Consider the following 23,559-nt stretch of genomic DNA (forward strand, 5'->3'; position numbering starts at 1 on the left):
GGTCATGGGCGGTTCTGGATTGAAAAACTCTCAGTGTTGCTGGAGGAGGGCCGTTTCGATGCAGTGCAGAAGCCTGTCGGCGTCGCAGGGTTTAGGCAGGCAGGCAATCAGCCCGGGGTCGTCGGCACCGATGGGAGGTGCCGCGTCAGGGTAGGCCGTGATGAATAGGGTGGGAATGTGGATGCCCCTTGCAACGAGCTGTTCATGCATCTCTACGCCGCTCATGCCCGGCATCTGGATATCGGAAATCAGGCAATGGGTTTCAGCCAGGGCGTTCGCGTCGAGAAACTTCAGTGCGCTGCAATAGGTTCTGGTTTTATAGCCACTGGACCGAATCAGGCTTTCCAGGGCACTGCGAACGGAATCGTCATCATCGACAATCGCAATGATTGTCGCACTGCGCAGCTGAGTGTTTTGCGTCATATGATTTGCTCGTGACAGCTCCCTTCGTCTTTACAAGATACGCACTCTCAACAGGTGGAAAAGTATATCTACGTATAGCTTGCTAAGACCAAGTGATGATGTCGCCACAGCCGTTCCATGACATCTTGCGCATGAGCAGGGCGCTTGTGTTTTTTCAGGTCATTTGCGGGTTCCGACTACCCGCCACTCGAGCCTTGATGAGCTGACCGTGAAAGGTTGCCATAAGATAGCTAATCTATCCCGCTCCGGATTCCGTCGAAAACAACGATCATCGGGATAACAGCATGCAGATTTCATGGGACGACGGTGAGCGCATCTTCTGGCGGGAATTACGCTCGGGTGCAGGTGGCAACCCTCCCGTTCTGGTGACTCGACCCGTCGCCGAACAACCACTACCGGCTTGTCTTGCCCGCCTTTCTCATGAGTTTGCGCTCAAGGACGAGCTGGATCGCAGTTGGGCGGTACGGCCACTTGAGCTGGTGCGTGACAACGGGCAGCTGCAATTGGTGCTCGAAGACCCCGGTGGCGAACCGCTCGTGCAGTTGTTGCACGCCTCCATGGAAACGACGACCTTTTTGCACCACGGCATCAGTATTGCCGTGGCACTGGGCAAGCTTCACCAGCGTGGCCTTGTCCATAAAGACATCAAGCCCAGCCATATCCTGGTCAATTGCAACGACGGACATGCCCGACTCACCGGATTCGGCCTCGCCTCGCGGCTGCCCCGCGAGCGGCAGATGCCCGAGACCATCGCTGGCACGCTCGCCTATATGGCACCCGAGCAGACCGGCAGGATGAATCGTTCGATCGATTCGCGCAGCGACCTCTATTCCTTCGGTGTCACGCTTTACCAGATGCTGACCGGCTCACTGCCCTTTACCGCCACCGATCCCATGGAGTGGGTGCATTGCCATATCGCAAAAAAACCGCTGTCGCCGAGCTTGCGGGTCGAAAGCGTTCCCGAAGGGCTGTCCGGCATTGTCATGAAGTTGCTTGCCAAAACCGCCGAGGAGCGCTATCAGACGGCTGCGGCGGTTGAACATGATCTGCGCAGGTGCCTGGCTGACTGGCAGCAGATGCGCCAGATCCAGCCCTTCACCTTGAGTGACCACGGCACGTTCGACCGGCTGATGATTCCCGAGAAACTCTACGGGCGCGAGCAGGAGGTCGAGACCCTGGTTTCCGCGTTCGGCCGAATCGTCAAGAACGGAGTGCCGGAGCTGGTGTTGGTCACGGGCTATTCAGGTATTGGCAAGTCGTCGGTAGTCAATGAGCTGCACAAGGTACTGGTACCGCCGCGGGGCATTTTCGCCGCCGGCAAATTTGATCAGTACCGGCGCGACATTCCCTATTCGACGCTGGTACAGGCCTTTCAAAGCCTGGTGCGAGCGCTGCTGGGCAAGAACGATACGGAGCTGGCGAACTGGCGCGAGGCCTTGCAAACGGCACTGGACGCCAATGCGCGGCTCATGACCGACCTCATTCCCGAACTGAAGCTCATCATCGGCGAGCCACCACCGGTTCCGGCGCTTGATCCGCAACAGGCGCAACACCGTTTCCTTCTGGTGTTCCGGCGCTTTATCGGCGTATTTGCCCGGGCTGAACATCCGCTCGCACTGTTTCTCGACGATCTGCAATGGCTCGACGCGGCAACGCTGGACCTGCTTGAGGACCTGTTGACCAGCCCGGATATTCGCTACCTGATGCTGGTGGGGGCTTACCGCAGTAACGAGGTGGATGCGACGCACCCGCTGACGGGCAAGCTTCAGGCCATCCGCAATGCGGGGGGCAGGGTGGATGAGATCACCCTGGCGCCACTCGCCAAGGTGCACATTGAACAGCTGATCGCCGAGGCGCTGCATGATCAGCTAACGCGCGTCGAACCCCTGGCGCAACTGGTGCTGGACAAAACCGCCGGCAATCCGTTCTTCGTCATCCAGTTTCTGCAAGCGCTCGCCGAGGAGCAGCTGCTGACGTTCGATCATGACGCCGGTCGGTGGTGCTGGTACCCGGATCGCATTCATGCCAAGGGCTACACCGACAATGTGGTGGACCTGATGGTCGACAAACTGGCCCGGTTGCCGGCCGAAACGCAGCAGGTGTTGCAACAACTGGCGTGCCTGGGAAACGTCTCCACCACTACCGCGCTCTCGACCGTGACAGGCATGCCCATGGCACAGTTGCGCACGGTGTTGTGGGAGGCGATTCGCCAGGAATTGGTCGAACAACTGGAAGGCGCCTACGGTTTTGTCCATGATCGTATCCATGAGGCCGCGTATTCACTGATCCCCAAGGAATCACGCGCCCAAGCCCACCTGCGCATCGGGCGGCTTCTTGCAGTGCAGACGCCGACGCAAGGTCTGGAAGAGGCGATCTTTGACATCGTCGGCCAGCTCAATCGCGGTGCCGCGCTGCTTGTCGAGCAAAGCGAGCGCGAGCAACTGGCCGGGTTCAACCTGATGGCCGGCCAGCGTGCCAAGGCGTCAACAGCCTATGCATCGGCGCTCAACTATCTGACCACGGGCGCCGGGCTGTTGAGCGACGACTGTCGAGTGCGCCAGCATGGGTTGTACTTCGCACTTGAGTTGAACCGGGCCGAGTGCGAACTCCTGACCGGACAGCTGTCTCTCGCGGACAAGCGCTTGACTGCCCTGGCGCTTCGCGTAATGACGGTGGTCGAACGCGCCAGCGTTGCTTGTCTGCAAATGGACGTCTATCTGCTCCTGGATCGCAGCGATGGCGCGGTCGCTGTCTGTCTCGATTACCTGCGGCATGTGGGGATCGAGTGGTCGGCACATCCCGGCGACGATGAAGTGCGTCGCGAGTATGAGCAGATCGGGCGGTTGTTGGGGGACCGGGCCATCGAGGATCTGATTGATCTGCCCTTGATGGAGGACGCCACGGCCCTCATGACCGTCAATGCGCTGGGCAAACTCTTCGCGCCGGCCTTGCAGACGGACACGAACCTTTCGTGCCTGTCGATTTGCAAGGCGGTCAGCCTGAGCCTGGAGTGGGGCAACTGCGATGCCTCCTGCGTGCTGTACGCGAATGTGTTCCGGGTCGCCGGCCGGCGGTTCGGTGACTACCAGGCCGGTTTCCGCTTCGGCCAGCTGGGTTGCGACCTCGTTGATCGACGCGGTCTGACACGTTTCGAGGCCAGCACCTATCTTTGCTTCTCCTGTTTTGCCGTGCGCTGGATGAAGCCGGTGGGGCAATGCCGGGACTTGCTGCGGCGTTCTTTTGCAGCGGCGAACCGGATCGGCGATCTGCCTTACGGCGCCTATGCCGGCAACAACCTCACCGCCGATCTGCTGTTCGCCGGCGAGCCGTTGCCGGATGTACAAGGCGAAGCCGAACAGGGCCTGGCTTACGCCCGCAAAGTGCGATTCGGCCTGGTGGTTGATTTTATCCTCACGCAATTGACGCTGATCCGGATGCTCCGTGGCTTGACGCCCACCTTCGGACGCCTCGACGACGGCGAGCAAAACGAGCCCGAGACCGAAGCCCACCTGTCCAGCAGTCCGGACCTGGTACTGGCTGAATGTTTGTACTGGGTCCGCAAACTGCAGGCCCGCTACATGGCCGATGATCCAGCCGCGGCCATGTCCGCCGCTGCCAAGGCGCAGGGGTTACTCTGGGTTTGCCAGTCGTTCTTCGAGGAAGCCGAATTTTACTTCTATGACGCGCTGGCCCGGGCGGCCTGGTGCGACGAAGTCCCGGTCGAGGAACGTGCGCAGCAACGGGTCGCCATGGAGCGCGGTTACCGCCAGCTCCAGACCTGGGCGCAACAGTGCCCGGAGAATTTTGCCAGCCGGGCCGCGCTGGTCGGCGCCGAAATCGCCCGCGTTGAAGGACGTGTGGTCGATGCCGAGTTGCTTTATGAGCAAGCCATCCACCTGGCGCAGGAGAGTGGCTTTGTCCATATCGAAGCGCTCGCCAACGAATGTGCATCTCGCTTCTACGCGGCGCGCGGCCTGGGGAAGATTGCCCGGGTCTATTTGCAGGACGCCCGTTACGGCTACCTGTGTTGGGGCGCCGATGGCAAGGTGCGCCAGCTTGATGCCAAGTACCCATCGCTGAGGACCGAAGCGCTCGGGCTCGGCCCGACGACCACCATGGCCACCACGGTCGAACACCTGGATCTTGCCACCGTACTCAAGGTATCCCAGGCCGTCTCGGGTGAAATCGTCCTGGAAAAGCTGATCGATATGGTCATGTGCACGGCCATTGAACAGGCCGGTGCCGAACGCGGCCTGCTGATTCTGTCGGACGGTGGCGAGCAGCGGATTGCGGCGCAAGTGACCACCGGCGACAACGCTACGCAGTTGCGCGATGCGCCGGTCAGCATGGCGCTGTTGCCGGAGTCCGTTCTCTATCAGGTCCTGCGTACCCAAGAGAGTCTTGTGCTTGACGATGCCATGACCGAGGCTTCGTTTGCCGCGGATCCTTACATCCGTCAGCATCGCGCCCGTTCCATTCTCTGCCTGCCGTTGATGAACCAGGCCAAGCTCGTCGGCGCGCTCTACCTGGAAAACAATCTGACTGCCTGTGTGTTCAGCCCGGCCCGTATCGCCGTGCTCAAGCTGGTGGCGTCACAGGCGGCTATTTCACTGGAGAATGCCCGTTTGTACCGCGAGGTCGCTGAGCGCGAGGCGAAGATCCGGCGCCTGGTGGATGCCAACATCATCGGGATCGTTGTCTGGAATGCCGAGGGTGACATTATCGAGGCCAATGATGCCTTTCTGCGCATGCTGGGTTACACGCAGGAGGATGTCGTCTCGGGCCGCCTGCGCTGGAGGGATTTGACGGTGCCGGAGTTCCGCGAGCTCAGCGAGCGCTCGATGTTGGAAGCGGTGCGAACCGGCCATGCCCAACCCTTCGAGAAGGCATACTTCAAAAAAGATGGCAGCCGCTTGCCGGTCATTCTCGGTTTGGCAATGTTCGAAGCCAGCAGCAAGGAGGGGGTCGCCTTCGTGCTGGACCTGACCGACCGCAAGCAGGCGGAAGAAAAAATTCGCGAAAGCGAGCGCCGCTATCGCGAGGTGCAGACAGAACTGGCCCACGCCAACCGTGTCGCGACCATGGGGCAGCTGGTGGCGTCGATCGCTCACGAAGTCAACCAGCCGATTGCCGCGACCATCCTCAACGCCAATGCCGCGCAACGCTGGCTGAACATCCAGCCGCCGGAGCTCGACGAGGTCCGCCATGTACTTGGCCGACTTATCGTGGATGCCAATCGGGCGGCGGACGTGCTGGGACGGATCCGTGGGCATATCCGCAAGGCGCCGCCGCAGAAGGAACCGGTGAACATCAATGCCGCGATCGGCGAAATGATCGAGTTCACCCGTGGCCAGATCATAAAGAGCGGTACCTCGTTGCAGACACAACTCACCGAAGCTTTGCCGCTGGTCGAAGGCGATCGTGTAGAGCTGCAACAGGTGCTGCTCAACCTGATCATGAACGCACTGGAGGCGATGGGCAGTATCCGCCAGGCCGAGCGACAGTTGCATATCGGCGCGGTGCTGGACGATGCGGGCGGGCTACTCGTCAGCGTCAGCGATACGGGGCCGGGGTTCCCTGCGGAAAACGTCGATCAGGTGTTCAGGTCTTTCTACACCACCAAGCCCACTGGCCTGGGAATGGGGTTGTCGATCTGTCGCTCGATCATCGAGGCCCATGGAGGGCGGTTGTGGGCAAGCGCCAACCGACCCTGCGGGGCCACCGTGCAATTCACGCTACCCTTTGCGTCGCCGGTCTCCATTTAGGGACCGGGCGCTGTGCTACTCTTTTTTTTCCGATAATTACCGCAGAGGCTTGTGCATGAACGCTCCGGTCAATGAGCTGCAAAGCAAGGGTTCCATGGTGTTCGTGGTGGATGACGATGTCTCCATTCGCGAAGCGTTGAGCAACCTGTTGCGCTCTGCGGGCATCAACGTCGAGACGTTCGCCTCCACCGCGGAATTTGTCCGGCAACCGAAGACCGAGGGCGCCAGTTGCCTGGTGCTGGACGTACGGCTTCAGGGTAACAGCGGCCTGGACTTCCAACGGCAGTTGGTTGAGTCGAACACCCATATTCCAATCATCATCATTACCGGCCACGGGGACATCGAGATGTCCGTCAAGGCGATGAAAGCCGGTGCCGTGGACTTCCTGGCCAAGCCGTTCCGTGAACAGGACCTTCTGGACGCGGTGTCCGCCGCGCTTGCCACGGATATCAAGCGCCGGGAAGTCGAGCGACAGCTTGCAGACTTGCACGACCATTACCAATCACTGACCGTTCGTGAACGAGAGGTGATGGCGCTTGCCGTCAAAGGCCTGATGAACAAGCAGATTGCCGGACAGATGAGCATCAGCGAAATCACCGTGAAAATTCACCGCGCCCATGCCATGAAAAAAATGCACGCCAAGACCTTTGCTGACCTGGTTCGAATGGCAGAGGCACTGGGGGTAGGGCACAAGGGTTGAGCGGGGTAACAGGTTTCTGATCTTCGATGGCACCAAACTTGCGGCCGTTGTAAACCCCTTGTGGGAGAGAGCCAGTTCGCGAAGATACTGGCACATTCAGCAGAGATATCGTCAGACACACCGCTTTCGCGAGCAGGCTCGCTCCCACAGTTTTTGATCCTCGGTGGGAGCGTGGCTTGCCCGCGAAGAGGGCGGCACATTCAGCAGAGATGTCGTCAGGCACACCGCTTTCGCGAGCAGGCTCGCTCCCACAGTTTTTGATCCTCGGTGGGAGCGTGGCTTGCCCGCGAAGAGGGCGGCACATTCAGCAGAGATGTCGTCAGGCACACCGCTTTCGCGAGCAGGCTCGCTCCCACAGTTTTTGATCCTCGGTGGGAGCGTGGCTTGCCCGCGAAGAGGGCGGCACATTCAGCAGAGATATCGTCAGACACACCGCTTTCGCGAGCAGGCTCGCTCCCACAGTTATTGAGGCGTGACCGGAATCAGGACTCCTCATCCTCGGCGCCGGGATAAAAACCGTGCAGCAGTTGATAGCGGTCACTGCGGATCCTGTCGACCCGCTCCTGCACCTCCTGTTGAGGAAAGCCGAGTAGAATCAGCGCATGCGAGGCAAGCATCAAGCTGGATTCCATGAGTTCGGGCACTACCTCGCTGGCGCCGGCTGCTTTCAACTCCGGCCCCTGATCATCGTCCCGTGTGCGTACCAGGATAGGTACGCTCGGGTTGATTCGGCGTGCCGCCAGCAGGATTTGCAGGGCGGTGCCGGTATTGTCGACGGCGATGACCAGCAGGCTGGCACGCTCCAGCCCGACGGCGGACAGCAGGTCTGCACGCTGTGAATCACCGTAGTGCACGGTACTTTCCGCGACTGCCGCTTCCTGGACCCTCACCGGGTCGCTGTCCAGCGCGACGTAAGTCTGCTGGGCGTTGCGCAGGAATCGCCCGATGGATTGCCCGACGCGACCATAACCACAAATCACCACATGCTTTTTTGCCTGCGCGTTGAGCGCACTGATTTCCTCAAGTCTGGCTTCTTCGTTGGGCTTGCGGTGCAAGTGTGCGGCGATGCGAGGGGCCATGCGCAGCAGCGACGGTGTGACCAGCATCGAGCAGAAGGTCGCGGCGAGCAACAATCCGCCAAGATCCGCCGGCATCAGATTGTTCTGCTGCATCTGCGTCATCAATGCAAAACAGAACTCGCCGCCCTGCGCCAGGGCCAGGCCGCTGCGCCAGGCGGTTTCATTGTCACTGCCACGCCACTTGACCAACAGTGCGACCACGCCGGCCTTGATCAGCAACAGCCCCAGGGTCAGTCCGAGGATCAGCACGCCGTGGCTGGCAAACAGGCGCAAGTCGATCAACATGCCGATACTGACGAAGAACACGCCCAGCAGGATGTCGCGAAACGGGCGAATATCGGCCTCGATCTGATGCCGGTAATGGCTTTCCCCCAGCAACATGCCGGCGAGAAAGGCGCCAAGGGCAGGGGAGAGACCGATCAGGTGTGTCAGCCCCGCAGTCAGCAGCACGATTACCAGTGCCAGCAATACGAACAGTTCGGCGGAACGCGAGGCCGCCACCTCATGAAACAAATGGGGCAACACCCAGCGACTGAGCAGGGACAGCCCTGCGAACAGCACCAACGTTTTACCCAGCGTCAGGGGAAGCGCCCAGTACCAGGCTTGATCGCTGGTGCCGGCGAAGACCGGGACCAGCGTCAGCAGTAACACGGCCACGACGTCCTGGAACAACAGCACACCGATAGCGTTCTGGCCATGGCTGCTGAAAATTTCGCCGAGACTCCCCAGTTCCTTGCTGACAATGGCGGTAGAGGAAAGGGCCAGGCCACCACCGAGTAAAAACGCCGCCGCCGTAGGCACGCCTGCCAGCATCAACAAGGCGCCCAACACTGCCCCGGATACCACCACTTGCAAGGTGCCCAAGCCGAACACCACCCGGCGCAGCGCAATCATCTTCGACAGTGAAAATTCCAGCCCCAGGGAAAACAGCAGAAACACCACGCCCATTTCGGCAATCAGGGGCAACGCATCGCTGTCTTTTACCCAGTCGAAGGCCATCGGTCCGACCATCAGCCCCACGCACAGATAGCCCAGCACCGGCGGCAAGCGCAAGCGATGGAACAGGGCAATGACGACCAGGGATGAGGTGAAGATGACCAACAGGCTGGCGAACATGGTCGCTCCGTGACGCTCTAGTGTGCAGGTGAGCAATTGTAGCTTGCACTGGAACACTCGACCGACGGGCGCGGGCTGTCGCGAAGGGAAGCGTACCTTCCGGGCAATGTTGTTCAGTATGCGGGTCTTGAATATGTGAGAAATCTGTGGCGAGGGAGCTCGCTCCCGTTTGAGTGCGCAGCACTCACAAAAATCGCGATGATGGTTGGATTTTGGGGCCGCTACGTAGCCCAACGTCGGAACGCCGCCCGGAGCCAGCTCGCTCGCCACAGGGATTAGTCAGACAGAGTAAGGAATTGCAAAAGCGGAGGGGGCGAGCAATCGGGGCCGGTACGGTCGTCCGGCCCCGACAGGGTTACTTGCGTACGTTCTGGTACAGCATCAATCTCGACGTTTCATGCATGCCCCGGGTCAGTTCAACCAGGCGCTTGAACTCTTCAGGGTTTTGCTGGGCCACGTTGTCCAGCGGTGTCGGCGAGGCCAGGTCGTGCAGTGTCGGCGAGCTGCCGTCGTGCTCCATCTGCACCATGTAGTGCTGGGTGACGCCCGCAATCAACGGGAAGGTGCCTTCACGCAGCACCAATGGCACTACGCGCTCACCCTCGGGCGCAGGTTGCTGGATATCACGCCCCAGGCCGCTGTTGCGAAACTCAACGCCGGCCATGCCGGCCACGGTCGGCAGCAAGTCCACCAGGCCGACGGCTTCCTTGACGGTCCGCGTGCCGAGCAGGCCCGGTGCGTGGATGATCATCGGCACCGCGTTACTTTCCAGGCCCAGTTGTTCATAAGCCGGTGCCAGGAAAGGGATCTGGGCGATACGGGTGTTATGGTCGCCAAACAGCACGAAAATGGTGTTGTCGTACCAACCACCTTCCTTGGCAATTTCCATCAGGCGTCCGATGTTGAAGTCCAGCAGGCGCACAGCGTTGTACTGCTCGACACTGCGCGATCCCGCGGCCTGGACTTCAGCCAGGGTAGGGTGCTTGACCTCGAATCCGTCATTGGTCTTGGGAATTGTGAAGGGACGATGGTTGCCGGCCGTCTGCACATAGGCAAAGAACGGTTTGTCCTTGGGCAGGGCTTGCAGGATCTTGTCGGTTTCCTTGAACAGATCCAGATCCGAAATTCCCCAGACATCCACCACCGGGGCTTGCCAGTCCCGCTCTTCGTACAAGCGGACCCCGTCGATGCTTTGACGGATCAAGGCGTTCATGTTGGCCCAACCGGAGTTGCCGCCGATGGTGTAGATCTTCTCGTAATCGGTGAACGCATTGATCAGTGTGTGTTGCTTGGTGATCAACGGATTACGCGTCGCGGTTTCCTGGCGGGTGACGTCCGGAACCCCGCTGATGCTGGCCCAAACGGTTTTCGCGGTGCCGGTGACCGGCACATAGAAGTGCTCGAAGAACCAGCTCTGCGTGGCCAGGCGGTCGATATTGGGCGTCGGATTGAGCGGGTTGCCATAGGCCCCGACGGCACTGGTGCCCAGCGATTCAAGCATCACAAACATCACGTTCGGCGCCCGTGTGCCCGATACCTTGTAGGGCTGTGGCGCCTGGTGACGGACGAAATTCAGGGTTTGCGGGTCGGGCTGGTCGACCCCCAGGTATTTGGAGATCACGGCATAGTGCTCACGCACCTGCGCTTCGTCATAGCGCGACTGGCCGACCTTGACCGTGTCGTAGAAGAAAATCACCGGGTTCAGGCCCAGTGCCGCGACCTGGTTATTGCCGGAGAAGAACGCATCGCTCCAGCGCAATGGCACCGGGTTTTCAAGGTTCATGTTCTCGACGCGCCCCAGGATACCCAGCAGCACCAACACGACCATCAGCGTGCTGCCCCAGGTGACGGAGAGCGGGTGGATGGCTTTGCGGGCGCGGTCCAGCGTCAGGCGTTCCAGGCGCACCAGGACCAGCGTCACCAGTGCGACCGTCGCCAGCCAGCCCAGAGAAATCCAGATGACCGGGTAGGTCTGCCAGACCATGTCACGGGATATTTGCGCGTCTTCGATGAAGCGCAGGACGGTGGCGTTGATCCTTACACCCAGATAGGCGTAATGGCCAAAATCGACGATATAGATCAGGAGCAGGGCGCCGATGGCGGCCGACACATACACGCGTCCCAATCGGCGAAGCAGGCGGCTACTCACCAGATTCCAGCGCGGAATCCAGGCCAGCAACGCCAGTGGCAGCATGACCAGGATGGCCAGGCGCAGATCGAAGCGAAAGCCGATGCCCAGGGTTTCCAGAACGGCATCTTCTGCGCTCAACGCGCTGGCGTCGAAACCGGAAAAGCCGAAAAAGAACACTACCCGCAGTAACGCAAACAGCACGAACGCAATCGCTGTTGCGCCTAGCCAGTAATGCAAACGTCTCGATTGCAGCCAACGCATCCATGTACCCCTGTTAAAAAATTGTCGTTGAATCTCAAGCGGACCTGGAGTCTTCCACTGAGCCACGCGATGGGTTTCGCCGGCCATGCATACCGCGCACCGCCAGCATCAGCAATGCCGAGCAGCAGTACAGGCCCAGCAGCGGATCGACCAGGTAGTCCCAATAGTTATGTGACGGTTTTATCCCGCCGATGAAGGCCAGGGTCGCAGTAGCCAGCATCACGACGGCCAAATAACTGCGCAGATAAAACAGGCCTGCCGTGAGCAGTCCGACGAAGATCAGCATCGGGCGTGGACTGAAACCGAACCGATAGGGGTCCAGGTAAGTCAACCCCAGCGTTGCGGGATAGAGCACCAGCGCCATGGCGGCGAAGACAATCAGTACGGTGGTTGTGCCTGGCTTCGCAGCCGGCAGGAAATCCAGTCGACGCAAACAGCCCCACGCCATGAAAACCAGGGTCGTGACGGCAAGGTCATCAATGTGGCTGCGCAAGTACGCGGCCAACGACAAGCCATCCAGCGGTATGAAGCTGACTGCCAGCAAGGCGAGCAATAGCCCGATCCGGGCGGTCCTCTTCAAGCCAAAGGACGGCAGCAACAGGAAGATGATCATTGCGAAGCTGATATGGGCTTGCCACAGGTTGATCATTTGGCACGCTCCGACAGCCACGCATCGTTGAAGGTGACGTGCTTGATGAAGGTGTTATTCCAGGAATAAACCAGGTGATACAAACCGTCGGGACTTCGAATGAAGTAGGGGTATTCATATTCGAAAACGCAGCCTTGCGCCTTGCAGACCCGGTTGTCGAGGTTGTTCAGGAACTGGGCCTCCAGCGGTTGGCGAAGTGCGCCGCTGGATCCGCGGAATTCTCTACCGATGATTTCCTTGTAGGCCTCGGGCGAAAACGTATCGCCCTCAGGATCAGGAGACTTGTCGAGGTCGCGCAGCGAGCGCCAATCGTCCATTTTTGCATCGGTACCATAAAGACTCAGTTTGAAGCGCCCCTCCTGTAAATCATTGAGCGCCACCAACAACCCATGTTCGGGTGTCGCGATGGCCGCCAACGAGGAGTTCGGGTTCGAGGGGTCGAGCGGATAAGGTTCGCTCCAGGTTTGCCCGGCGTCTTCGGTACGGGTCGCCAGGACACGGTGGTGGGTATCGCCGGCATAGCGCAGCAAGGCGATGCCACGCTGGCCATCCAGCGGAACGACCGTGGGTTGCAATGAGTTATTGCCGCGGCTGATGCGGTATTTATCGATCACATCACCGTCAGCGCTCAGGTACAGGTACTCGGAAAACTTGCCCAGGAATTCGTGGTAGACCGGCAAACCGATGGAGCCGTCGGCATGGAACACCGGGGCCGAACGTACCAGGGTGCTGATATTCAGAAACGGGGAGGTGACCAACTGGCGTGGTTCGGACCACTGGCGACCATAGTCGTCGGAGACCATCACATTGACCGCACTGCCGGCCCAGCCACCCATGGACACTGACACGTAGAACAACCAGAGGCGGTTGTCCGGTGCGAGCGCAACGACCGGGTTGCCCAATTTGCGGATGTATTTGCGAGTGCCCTGTTGGGTCGAATCCCGAGTCGCCAGAACCTGTTCCGCCCCCCATTCGCCGGTTTTCGCGTCGAAGCGGGCAGAGCGCACCTGCACGTCGGCCGCGCCTTCGCGTGTGCCGGCGAACCAGACTGCCATCAGGCTGCCGTCAGGCAAGGCGGTGACTGCCGAGGAATGTACGAAATCCACCAGGCCGGATGAGGCAAATCGACTGGTGTAAATGGGTTTGGCGACTTGATCAGCCACGGCCCGGGTCGGACTCATCAGGGCAAAGGATGAGTGCACTGGTGCGGGGTGGGTGAGCCATGCGGTCGCGAACAGGCAAGTAAGGGCAAGGTAAGCCCCGAATGCAGGGAGGCTGGGTAGGTGGATGCGCATAATGTAAGGCTGTGCATCTCTTGGTCAGGTAAGGCAGCGTAACCTATCACTTGTAGTTACTAACTCGGTGTTTAGCGAGCTGGTGCTTTGTAAGCAAATGTGTTTTTGGCGTTATCAGCTCTCTGGTTGATGTTCTATTTTCTTTTATATCAATAGCTTGTGGCAGGGTTGAGCGCCCCATCCGTTGATCGAAAACCTCGTCTCGACGACCTTTGATCATGCTGTTCCTTTCCTCATGGGCGGTGAACCGGTGCCGCGGTCCGGGCCAGGAAACCGCGGCGACCGATCAATCAGGCGGCGGGGAGCAGGCCTTTCTGTTTGGCGACATGAGTCGCCAGTGCGTCCATCAGATCCGGGGACAGGCAATCATAGGGCTCCAGGCCGATCGAGCGCAGGCGCTCACGGATAGCCTTCATTTGCGCCGGTGGCGTACCGGTTTCGATCAAGGAAGACACGAACCCCGCGAAGCCTGGTGCAGACCATCCCTTCTGGGGAGAGAGTTCGGTGTGAATGAAGTCCAGGCCATATAACGCATGGTCCTTGTTTTCGATACGCCCGAAGAGATGGGCGTGGCACTGCTTGCAGGCATGGCGTTGGACGGTGGCGGCTTCGTCGACAATCGCCAGTTTTTCGCCGTGGGCAATAATGCTGACCTTATTGCGAGGTACAGCGGCAATGACCGCGAATAACGCATTTTGCGGTTTCCAGCATTTGCTGCAGCCGCACGCGTGGTTGTGCACGGTTTGCGCGTCGATCCTGACTTCGACCTTGTCGGTTGCACACAGGCATTGCAGGGTGCCACCTGTGAAATTGGCGGCGGCGGGTTGGATGCCATTGTCCAGTGCAGGGTGAAGTTTCATGGTGTTCATGCTGGCTTCTCCTTTTCAGTGCTTCAGACAAAAAGAGCCGGCGGTGTACCCAGGGCAGTCGCTGATCCGAACCGATACCGGCTCATGTTCACGGGCCATCATCAGAATATTCCACGTCACCCGAGAACGCCTGAATCTCGACAACCGGTAAGGGAGCGCGTCAGGCCACTGTTAGTTGGAACGCCAGCTCCATAATTTCGTTTATGTTGGTTAATTAGTTATGAGCTAATAACCGCAGCCTTATAACGCTTCTCCGTTTTTTACGACGGCTTAGTTATACGGAGCGCACTTATATCTTTATACGAAATGATGATTAGTCATGGGGTGTTTTATGTCTTTATGATCTGTCCCACAACAACTCGTGAGACAGGAGGTAACTCGATGACCATTCAAATCAAACCCGTCGCTGGTCGTATTGGTGCGCAACTGGAGGGAGTCAAGCTGGGTGGGAACATCAGTGATGAAACATTCGAATTCATTAACCAGGCACTTCTGAAATATAAAGTCCTGTTCTTTCGCGACCAACACTTGGACGACGCCGAGCACGAAGCTTTTTCCCGGCGTTTCGGTGACCAGGTGCCGCATCCGACCGTGCGTTCCGCCGAAAAAAGTGCCGCTATCCTGCACCTGGACGCCAAGGAAACCCGCGCCAACTCCTGGCATACCGATGTGACCTTTGTTGCCAATTACCCCAAAATATCCATCTTGCGCGGTGTGGTTATTCCACCTTATGGCGGCGACACGGTGTGGGCTAATACCGCAGCGGCCTATGCCGACTTGCCCGAGCCATTGAAACAACTTGCAGATGGCCTCCGCGCGTTGCACACCAACTTATATGACTATGCGGCGCCGCGTAATACCGATGAGTCGGGTTTGAAACGCTACCGCGAACAATTTACCGCCGAAGTCTACGAGACCGAACATCCTTTGGTACGGGTGCATCCGGAGTCGGGTGAAAGAAGTTTGTTGTTGGGGCACTTTGTCAAACACATACAAGGCGTCAGCAATAACGATTCGAAACAACTGATTCGTCTGTTTCACGACCGCATAACCCATGTCGACAACACCGTGCGCTGGCGCTGGCATGAGGGTGACGTGGTGATCTGGGATAACCGCGCCACGCAACATATCGCGATCAACGACTACGGCGATGCCCGGCGCATCGTGCGCCGAACCACCATCGACGGTGATGTACCGGTAGGGGTGGACGGTCGCCTGAGCCAGGCGCTCAAGCCAAGCCCGGATACCCGCTCGCCGAAAACCGAAGCCGACAAAAAACACCTCGCCGCCTGACAGCTCGACCCTCATTGCCACAAGGAAGTCTCGTACATGAAACCCAAACGTATCCCTCTGTTTCTCAAGGGCAGTATTGCTGCGGCCCTGGCCACGGTTTTTGCAATCCCGTTGGCCCAGGCCGATGTATTGCGCATTGGTGTAGCGACGGCCGGCGGCGGTGACCCGGTAACGTTCAGTGGTTCGCCCCTGGGCATCGTGCGCAATCAACAATTGCTGGAAAAAGCCTTCGCTGGAACCGGGACCGAGGTGCAGTGGTTTTTCTTCAAGGGCGCCGGCCCCGCGGTAAACGAAGCCTTTTCAAACCAGCAACTCGACTTCGCCTACCAGGGCGATCTACCCGCCGTCGTCGGGCGCTCCAACGGACTGGACACCAAACTGCTGGCCGCACTGGGGGTGCGCGCCAATCTTTACCTGGCCGTTCCCAAAGGATCCGATCTCAAAAAAATCGAGGATCTCAAGGGCAAAAAGGTGGCGATCTTCCGTGGAACCAATGGCCATCTGGTGACGATCAACCTGTTGGCGGAGCATGGTCTTACCGAGCGCGATATCAAGGTGATCAACCTCGACACCGGAAGCACTCAGGCAGCCTTGGTATCCAATGGGGTAGATGCCGCATTCGGCGGTCGCGAACTGTTCAAGCTGCGCGACAAAGGCTTGATCGACATCATTTACGACAACCCGACTCAGGATGTGCGCTACACCCGGCAGACCGCCTTGGTGGTTCGCGGTGCCTACGAAAAAGAACATCCGGACAACGTGCAAAAGGTCGTCGATACCCTGGTGGACGCAGCGAAATGGACGTCGGAGGACAGCCATCGTGATGCGGTCTTCGCTGAATGGGCCAAGAGTAATGAACCCGCAGAGTCACTGCGCGCTGACTTTACCGGGGTCAGCATCAGGGACCGGGCCTCGCCTCTGGTCGACAACTTCCTGCTCGGCCGCTATCAGGCCGTGGCGGATCAGGCCAAGGAGGAAAAGCTCATCCGTCGTCCGGTTAGTATTGATGGCTGGTTCGAGACCCGCTATTTGCAACAATCCCTGAAAACCAAGGGCCTCGAGAACTACTGGACGCCCTATGGCCCGGATGGCAAACAGCCGGCCGGCAATGCAGTAGCGTCCGCGACCAGCAAGCAGGGGAGCTAGGCAAATGGCCAGGGCACAGACCGTCAGGATAGAGCAGTACACGGCACCGGCAATCGCGAGCGACAACGTCAAGCGTTTGCCACCGTCACCGACCCGCCCGGTTCGCAAGGTTGAGGTGCCTCGCACGTCCAGGTGGACGTTGAGTCTGGGTGACAAGGCTTTGCCCTGGCTGTTGCCGCTGGTGTTGCTCGGCTTATGGTACCTGGGGGTGGAGCGCGGCTGGCTTTCAGAGCAGGTGCTGCCACCGCCGGCCTACATTTATCAGACCTTGTCGGACCTGGTCACCAGTGGTGATCTTTGGCTGAATGCGTCCGCCAGCCTGCAACGGGTTGTCGTCGGATTTACCTTGGGCGCTTTCATCGGCATGGCGCTGGGGCTGGCCATGGGACTTTTCAGGACGGTAGAGGATTATCTGTTACCCACCTTCAACGCCCTGGTGCAGATCCCGGTACTTGGCTGGTTGCCGTTTGCCTTGCTGCTGTTCGGCATCGGCGAAACGCTCAAGTATGTGCTGATTGCCAAGGCCGCCATGGTGCCGATCACCCTGTGCACCTTGCAGGCTTTCCACCAGGCACCCAAGGGACTGTTGGAAGTCGGCCGGGCCTACGGATTCAGCCGTCGACAAAGCGTCAGCTCCATCATCTTGCCGGCAGCCGTCCCGACGCTGTTCACCGGATTGCGCCTGGGCTTCACCAAAGCCTGGTTATCGCTGGTCGTGGTCGAGTTGGTGGCTTCGAGTGAGGGGCTGGGTTACCTGATTGTCTATGGGCGCCAGCTGTTTCAACTGGACCTGGTGATGGCGGCCGTTGTGGTGGTGGGGGCGCTCGGTCTGGCGATAGACCGCGGTTTCGATTACGTGGAGCGGCGCCTGAATCGTGGTCGTGCAGCGGCCGGGGGGCGCTTGTCATGAGTGCGATCATTGCAGTAGGTCGTGGCAGTCGAAGATATCGTGGTTGGGTCTTGCCAATTGCCGCCATCACCCTGTGGTGGCTGGCGTCGAACCAGGGTTGGAGCCAGTCGGGCCTGTTCGTTTCGCCGGAAAAAGTCGCCGCGACGGCCTGGGATCAAATTGCGTCGGGCAAATTCTGGCGGGCCATTTCCGCCAGCCTGGCGCGCAACCTCAGCGGCTTTTTTATCGGCACCACACTGGGCCTGATACTGGGTTGCCTGTTGGGCCTGTCGCGGTACTTCGAACGTCTTGTTGGTCCGAGTTTCAATACCTTCAAGCAAATCTCTTTGTTCGCCTGGATCCCGCTGATCTCGGTGTGGTTCGGCCTGGGCGACGTGGCCAAGGTGGTGTTCCTGTCATTGGCAGCACTGGTGCCTGTGGTGGTCAATACTTGCGACGGTTTGCGCAACGTCCCGCCCAATCTGTTGGAAGTGGCTCGGGTGTATGGCTTCACCCGCTGGCAAACCATCATCGGGGTGATGTTGCCCGCCGCCTTGCCGTCGATATTCACAGGGCTTTACCTGGCACTGGTCTATTCCTGGCTGGCGACCATCGGCGCCGAATACCTGCTGGTATCGGGGGAGGGGATCGGCAATACGCTCATTGATGGTAGCGAACATTTCATGATGGATCTGGTGTTGTTCGGGATGGTGGTTATCGGCCTGGTGGGCTGGGGCCTCAATGCCCTGGCCCGGACACTCGAGCGGCGGATGCAGCGCCTGTATGGCATCGCTGCTCGTTGATCGGCACTTTCATAAGGATTGCAACATGCTCAATAACAGCCTGACCCTGCAAAACATCAGCAAGCGATTCGCTTCCCGACCGGGCAGTTCGACTCAATTGCAAGTACTCGACAACATCCATCTCGACATCGCACCTGGCGAGTTCATCAGCATCGTCGGCGCCAGTGGTTGCGGTAAATCCACGCTGCTGCGACTGATTCTTGGCCTGGACGAAGAATACGACGGGCGCATCCTGCTCGATGGCAAACCCATCGAAGGCACTGGCCTGGAGCGCGGCATTGTGTTTCAGGATCACCGCTTGTTTCCCTGGCTCAACGTCGAGCAGAACGTTGCTGTCGGGCTGAAGAATTCACCCCTGAGCCCCGGGCAGAAACGCGAGACCGTGCGCGAGCACATCGAACTGGTCGGTCTGCAAGACTTTACCGATGCCTACCCGCATCAGCTATCCGGCGGCATGGCGCAACGCGTGGCCATAGCCCGCGGCCTGGTCAATCGCCCGAGCATCCTGTTACTGGATGAACCGCTGGGTGCCCTCGACGCCTTGACCCGTGCACGCCTGCAGGGCGAACTGCAAAACATCTGGGCCAAGGAAAAAATCACCATGATCCTGGTGACCCACGATGTTGATGAGGCGGTATTCCTGGGCGATCGCGTGGTGGTGATGCAGCCCAACCCCGGCCGGATCCGGCGCATTGTCGACATCGATCTGCCGCGCTCGCGCAACCGCAGTGACAGCCGTTTCATCGCTCTGCGCGACGATGTGCTGAGCGATTTCGCCGAGCTGCACTGAGCCTCTGCACCGTGCGCGATTTGCTGTTTTTCAAACACACTTTTTCAAGGAGCGGAAATGTCTGAACGCCAACTCAACCTGAACCTCTTCATCTACCCCAACGGCCATCACGAAGCCGCCTGGCGTCACCCGCAATCGGTGCCGGAATCTTCCATGGATATCGGCTATTACCAGCAACTGGCGTTACGCGCTGAACACGAAAAGCTGGATGCGATTTTCTTCGCTGATTCGCCGTCACTGGCCGAAAGCGGGCGCGAAGGCTTGCGCATTCGTTTCGAACCCATCACCTGGCTGGCGGCGATTGCCGCGGTGACCCAACGCATCGGCCTGATCGCCACGGCCAGCACGACCTACAGCGAACCCTACAACCTGGCCCGTTCGTTCAGTGCGCTGGACCACCTCAGCAAGGGCCGCGCTGGCTGGAACATTGTCACGACGTCCATGGCCGCCGCCGCCGCCAATTTCGGCCTGGACCAACACCCGTCGGCCCATGACCGCTATGCCCAGGCCGAAGAGTTCGTGCAGGTGGTCGGTGACCTGTGGGACAGCTGGGAGGACGATGCGCTGGTGCTGGACAAGACCTCCGGGGTGTTTGCCGACAACGATAAGGTGCATACGATCAACCACGTGGGCGCTCACTACAAAGTCAAAGGGCCGTTCAACTCGCCACGCTCGCCTCAGGGGCGACCGGTGCAGGTGCAGGCCGGTTCTTCCGAAGATGGCCGTGATTTCGCCTCCAGGCATGCTGAAGCGATTTTCACCGCACACCAGACCCTGCAAAGCGCGACCGAATTCGCCAACGATATCCGTGCCCGGGCGAAGGCGGTGGGGCGCGACCCTCGCCAGCTGAAAATCCTCCCGGGCATCAGCCCGTACATTGGCAGCACCGAAGCCGAAGCACAGCGCAAATTCGACGAGCTCAACGAACTGGTGCTGCCGCACATTTCTCTGGGTCAGTTACGCCGCATGCTGGGCGTGGACTTGTCCGGTCAGGACCTGGATGCACCATTCCCGCGCCAGCTGATCAACTTCGACAGCAGCGAAAGCCAGTCCAGCCGCTTCAAGCTGATCATCGACATCGTCGACCGCGAGAAACCGACGTTGCGCCAGCTGATCAATCGCCTGGCCGGTGCGCGCGGGCATTGGGTGCCGGTGGGCACGCCGGTGCAGATTGCCGACCTGATCGAGCAGTGGTTCCGCAGTGGCGCCGCCGACGGTTTCAACGTGATGCCGCCGGCGTTCCCCGAGGGCTTTGAAGTGTTCCTCGATGAAGTGTTGCCGATCCTGCGCAAGCGCGGCCTGTTCCGTCATGAATACGCGGGGAGCACGCTGCGTGAGCACTACGGCCTGAATCGCCCGGCTTCGCGTTTTGCCCTGAAGTCCGCCTGAGCGACTTTCAGGTTTTTCTTCCTGAGGCCAGGCCTGCCGATTGAGGCGAGCCTCGCTGCGGCCCCTCAATGCTCATGGGCATGTGAATGGGTGATCAGGGAATGCGGAACCTTGGTGCGTTCCAGCCCGCCACGGTCCAGCCACCTGAGGGTCTGCTCATAAGCGCGCTGCAACAGAGACTCGGTCTGGGCAAAGTTGAACACCGAGACATCTACTGGGCACAAAGGCGGGACGATGTGCAGGCTGGTGAGGGTGCGGAAGTGTTCGATGTCGCTCACCAACTGACGCATGCTCATCAGGTTGACGGTATGCAAGGCCAGGGCGATCAAACCTCGGGGGGGTTGTGACAGGGCGCAACTCATTCCAGTGGGGACGACCACGACGTTGGTGGCCCCCAGGGCGACGGCCGTTGAAATCGGCGTATTGCTGGCCACGCCACCGTCAATCAGGAACTGATCGGCAATTTGTACGCAGGGGAACACCAAGGGGATGGCTGCGCTGGCCAGTAACGCCTGGCTGAGTTCACCCGTGGACAGAACGGTCTCGGCACCGCTGAGCAGGTCGGTGGTGACGATGTACAGCGGCAGCGTCGCGTCCTCGATACGGTGGATCGGCAGCGCTTGCCCCAGCAGTCGGTTCAAGGCTTGCGGCTGCAACAGAAAACCCCGGCGCTTGATCAGTCCTCTACAGGTATCGAGCCAGGACAGGGGAAAGATGTCCGTTTTACGCAAGCCGCGCCAGAAACCGGCGAGCGCCTCGACGCCTTCGGCATCGGGTCTTGCGGCAAAGTAGGCACCGTTGATGGCGCCCACCGAAGCCCCCACCACCAAGTCGAATCGAACATTGGCCTCGACCAGGGCCCGCAACATGCCAACCTGGACAGCCCCCAGGCTGCCACCGCCAGCGAATACGATTGCAGTTTTGGTCGCCATGCCCGAATTCCCTGTGCCACCGTGTGTCGAGTCAGTGTAGTTGACCGACCGGCGCTGTTTTCGGGGAACTGCGCCCAAAGCATGCGCAGCTTGAGGTGCTGAATCGACAGCAGGGGCAGGGGGCCTTATTCCGAAAAGGAATTGGATGCGACGGCAGGCGTGCGTCAGCCTCTGGGGCAGGTAGCGGCCGGCGCTGTCAGGCTGGCCACTTGATCGACCATCGTAAACGCGCGTGAGCGCCCAAAGATATCGAGGTAGAGAAATGGCCAAGGCCGCAGATGTCGTTGTGCAATGCCTGGAAAACGAGGGCGTGGAGTTCGTATTCGGCATTCCTGGCGAGGAAAACCTGGACTTGCTGGAGTCCCTGCGAAAATCAACCATTAAGCTGGTACTGACCCGCCATGAGCAGTCCGCCGGTTTCATGGCCGCCACCTACGGCCGGCTCACGGGCAAGACCGGCGTCAGCCTGTCGACGCTCGGCCCCGGCGCGACCAACCTGGTCACGGCCGGTGCGTACGCCTACCTCGGCGGCATGCCGATGCTGATGATCACGGGGCAGAAACCGATCAAGAAGTCCAAGCAGGGCCGTTTCCAGATCCTGGACGTCGTCGGCATGATGCAGCCGCTGACCAAGTACACCCATCAGTTGGCGTCTGCCGACAACATTCCTTCGCGCGTGCGCGAAGCTTTTCGCCTGGCTGAAGAAGAAAAACCCGGGGCCGTGCACCTTGAACTGCCTGAAGACATCGCCGCCGAACAGACCGAAAGCATGCCGATCCCGCCGAGCCTGGTCCGTCGCCCCCTGGCCGAGCACAAGTCCATCGAAGGTGCCGTCGAAAAACTCAAGACCGCCCGCAGCCCGATCCTGGTGATCGGCGCCGGCGCCAATCGAAAAATGACCGCCAAGGTCCTCAAGCAACTGATCGACCAAACTGGCATTCCGTTTGTCACCACGCAAATGGGCAAGGGCGTGGTGGATGAACGCCACCCACGCTTTCTCGGCAACGCCGCACTCTCTGCCGGCGACTTCGTCCACCGCGCGGTCGAGGCCGCCGACCTGATCGTCAACATTGGTCACGACGTGATTGAGAAGCCGCCGTTCTTCATGGTCCGTGGCGGAACCGAGGTGATCCACGTCAACTTCCGTTCTGCCGAAGTCGACCCTGTTTATTTCCCGCAGATCGAAGTGGTGGGCGACATCGCCAACGCCGTGTGGCAGATCGGCGAGGCGCTCAAAACCCAGAAGCATTGGGACTTCAGCCGCCTGCTGGCGATTCGCGAAGCCAACGAAGCCCAGATCATCGAGGGCGCGGACGACAACCGCTTCCCGATCTACCCTCAGCGCTTCGTGGCTGATGTGCGTCGCGCCTTGCCATCCGAAGGCATCGTCGCGCTGGACAACGGTATCTACAAGATCTGGTTCGCGCGTAACTACAAGGCCCACAAGCCCAACACCGTGCTGCTGGACAACGCGCTGGCGACCATGGGCGCAGGCCTGCCATCGGCCATGGCCTCACATCTGGTTTACCCGGATCGCCCTGTGGTGGCCGTGTGCGGCGACGGTGGTTTCATGATGAACAGCCAGGAACTGGAAACCGCCGTGCGCCTGAAGATGAACCTGACGGTCATCATCCTGCGCGACGATGGCTACGGCATGATCCGCTGGAAACAGTCGAACATGGGCTTCACCGATTTCGGCCTGGACTATGGCAATCCGGATTTCGTCATGTATGCGCAAAGCTATGGCGCCAACGGCCACCGGGTGGAAAGTGCCGAAGACTTCCTGCCCCTGTTGCAACGCTGCATCAGCGAACCGGGCGTGCACGTGATCGATTGCCCCGTGGACTATTCGGAGAATGATTTCATTCTCAACACTGAGCTCAAGCGAAGAAGCGCGCTGGTCTGATCCGTCAAGGCTGGTTTAGTCAAAGTAGCGGTACGGCTGCGTCGTACCGCTCGACCAAGTGATTTCAGCAACTGATTGGCTTGTTGTTCAGTGATGTGTTTGCAGGATGACGTGGCTATCAAA

The 23,559-nt window shown here is 59.6% G+C and carries 16 protein-coding genes; 9 read left to right on the top strand and 7 right to left on the bottom strand.

Annotated features, from left to right (window positions below):
* Positions 1-30 precede the first annotated feature (30 nt).
* Positions 31-423 carry a response regulator transcription factor gene (locus CKW21_RS12585; RefSeq protein WP_095194291.1) on the bottom strand — a complete coding sequence of 131 codons (393 nt, stop codon included), beginning with the start codon at positions 421-423 and terminating at the stop codon, positions 31-33.
* 284 nt (positions 424-707) lie between these two features.
* Here CKW21_RS12585 and CKW21_RS12590 point away from each other — a divergent pair, with 284 nt between their 5' ends.
* Both CKW21_RS12590 and CKW21_RS12595 read left to right on the top strand, forming a co-directional pair.
* Positions 708-6,188, top strand: coding sequence for an ATP-binding sensor histidine kinase (locus CKW21_RS12590; protein ID WP_095194292.1), 5,481 nt, complete (start codon positions 708-710; stop codon positions 6,186-6,188).
* A 55-nt stretch (positions 6,189-6,243) separates the two neighbouring features.
* Positions 6,244-6,888: a response regulator transcription factor gene (locus CKW21_RS12595; protein WP_170948658.1), complete on the top strand. Its 645-nt coding sequence runs from the start codon at positions 6,244-6,246 to the stop codon at positions 6,886-6,888.
* 482 nt (positions 6,889-7,370) lie between these two features.
* Here the strand turns inward: CKW21_RS12595 and CKW21_RS12600 are convergent, their stop codons facing one another.
* From CKW21_RS12600 to gfa, 5 genes are all read right to left on the bottom strand, one after another.
* The gene (locus tag CKW21_RS12600) at positions 7,371-9,083 is read right to left on the bottom strand and encodes a monovalent cation:proton antiporter-2 (CPA2) family protein (protein WP_095194294.1); all 1,713 of its coding nucleotides are present in this window, start codon (positions 9,081-9,083) and stop codon (positions 7,371-7,373) included.
* 355 nt (positions 9,084-9,438) lie between these two features.
* Positions 9,439-11,475: an LTA synthase family protein gene (locus tag CKW21_RS12605; RefSeq protein WP_095194295.1), complete on the bottom strand. Its 2,037-nt coding sequence runs from the start codon at positions 11,473-11,475 to the stop codon at positions 9,439-9,441.
* Between the two features lie 34 nt (positions 11,476-11,509).
* Positions 11,510-12,124, bottom strand: coding sequence for a hypothetical protein (locus CKW21_RS12610; RefSeq protein WP_095194296.1), 615 nt, complete (start codon positions 12,122-12,124; stop codon positions 11,510-11,512).
* A complete protein-coding gene (locus CKW21_RS12615; protein WP_095194297.1) occupies positions 12,121-13,419 on the bottom strand; it encodes an exo-alpha-sialidase in 1,299 nt (432 codons plus the stop codon). Before CKW21_RS12615 ends, CKW21_RS12610 begins: the two co-directional genes overlap by 4 nt.
* A 290-nt stretch (positions 13,420-13,709) precedes the next feature.
* Entirely contained in the window at positions 13,710-14,288 is a 579-nt protein-coding gene (gene gfa, locus CKW21_RS12620; protein WP_095194298.1) for an S-(hydroxymethyl)glutathione synthase, read from the bottom strand.
* A 381-nt stretch (positions 14,289-14,669) separates the two neighbouring features.
* Between gfa and CKW21_RS12625 the strand changes: the two genes are divergently transcribed.
* From CKW21_RS12625 to CKW21_RS12650, 6 genes are read left to right on the top strand one after another with little or no spacing between them, the layout of a single operon-like run.
* Positions 14,670-15,581 carry a TauD/TfdA family dioxygenase gene (locus tag CKW21_RS12625; protein ID WP_095194299.1) on the top strand — a complete coding sequence of 304 codons (912 nt, stop codon included), beginning with the start codon at positions 14,670-14,672 and terminating at the stop codon, positions 15,579-15,581.
* Positions 15,582-15,617: 36 nt separating this feature from the next.
* Positions 15,618-16,727, top strand: a complete 1,110-nt coding sequence (locus tag CKW21_RS12630) for an ABC transporter substrate-binding protein (protein WP_095194300.1) — start codon at positions 15,618-15,620, stop codon at positions 16,725-16,727.
* A 4-nt stretch (positions 16,728-16,731) separates the two neighbouring features.
* Complete coding sequence (locus CKW21_RS12635; protein WP_095194301.1) at positions 16,732-17,637, top strand: ABC transporter permease; 906 nt, start codon at positions 16,732-16,734, stop codon at positions 17,635-17,637.
* Positions 17,634-18,419 carry an ABC transporter permease gene (locus CKW21_RS12640; RefSeq protein WP_095194302.1) on the top strand — a complete coding sequence of 262 codons (786 nt, stop codon included), beginning with the start codon at positions 17,634-17,636 and terminating at the stop codon, positions 18,417-18,419. The genes CKW21_RS12635 and CKW21_RS12640 overlap by 4 nt, the downstream gene beginning before the upstream one ends.
* Before the next feature lie 25 nt (positions 18,420-18,444).
* Complete coding sequence (locus CKW21_RS12645; protein ID WP_095194303.1) at positions 18,445-19,209, top strand: ABC transporter ATP-binding protein; 765 nt, start codon at positions 18,445-18,447, stop codon at positions 19,207-19,209.
* A 57-nt stretch (positions 19,210-19,266) separates the two neighbouring features.
* Positions 19,267-20,598 (top strand): LLM class flavin-dependent oxidoreductase, encoded by a 1,332-nt coding sequence (locus CKW21_RS12650; protein WP_095194304.1) that lies wholly within the window; start codon positions 19,267-19,269, stop codon positions 20,596-20,598.
* A 65-nt stretch (positions 20,599-20,663) separates the two neighbouring features.
* Here the strand turns inward: CKW21_RS12650 and CKW21_RS12655 are convergent, their stop codons facing one another.
* Positions 20,664-21,530 (bottom strand): patatin-like phospholipase family protein, encoded by an 867-nt coding sequence (locus CKW21_RS12655; protein WP_095194305.1) that lies wholly within the window; start codon positions 21,528-21,530, stop codon positions 20,664-20,666.
* A 262-nt stretch (positions 21,531-21,792) separates the two neighbouring features.
* Between CKW21_RS12655 and CKW21_RS12660 the strand changes: the two genes are divergently transcribed.
* The gene (locus tag CKW21_RS12660) at positions 21,793-23,436 is read left to right on the top strand and encodes an acetolactate synthase large subunit (protein ID WP_095194306.1); all 1,644 of its coding nucleotides are present in this window, start codon (positions 21,793-21,795) and stop codon (positions 23,434-23,436) included.
* The last annotated feature ends 123 nt before the right edge of the window (positions 23,437-23,559 follow it).

Source organism: Pseudomonas sp. Irchel 3A7 (assembly GCF_900187565.1).
GTDB lineage: Bacteria > Pseudomonadota > Gammaproteobacteria > Pseudomonadales > Pseudomonadaceae > Aquipseudomonas.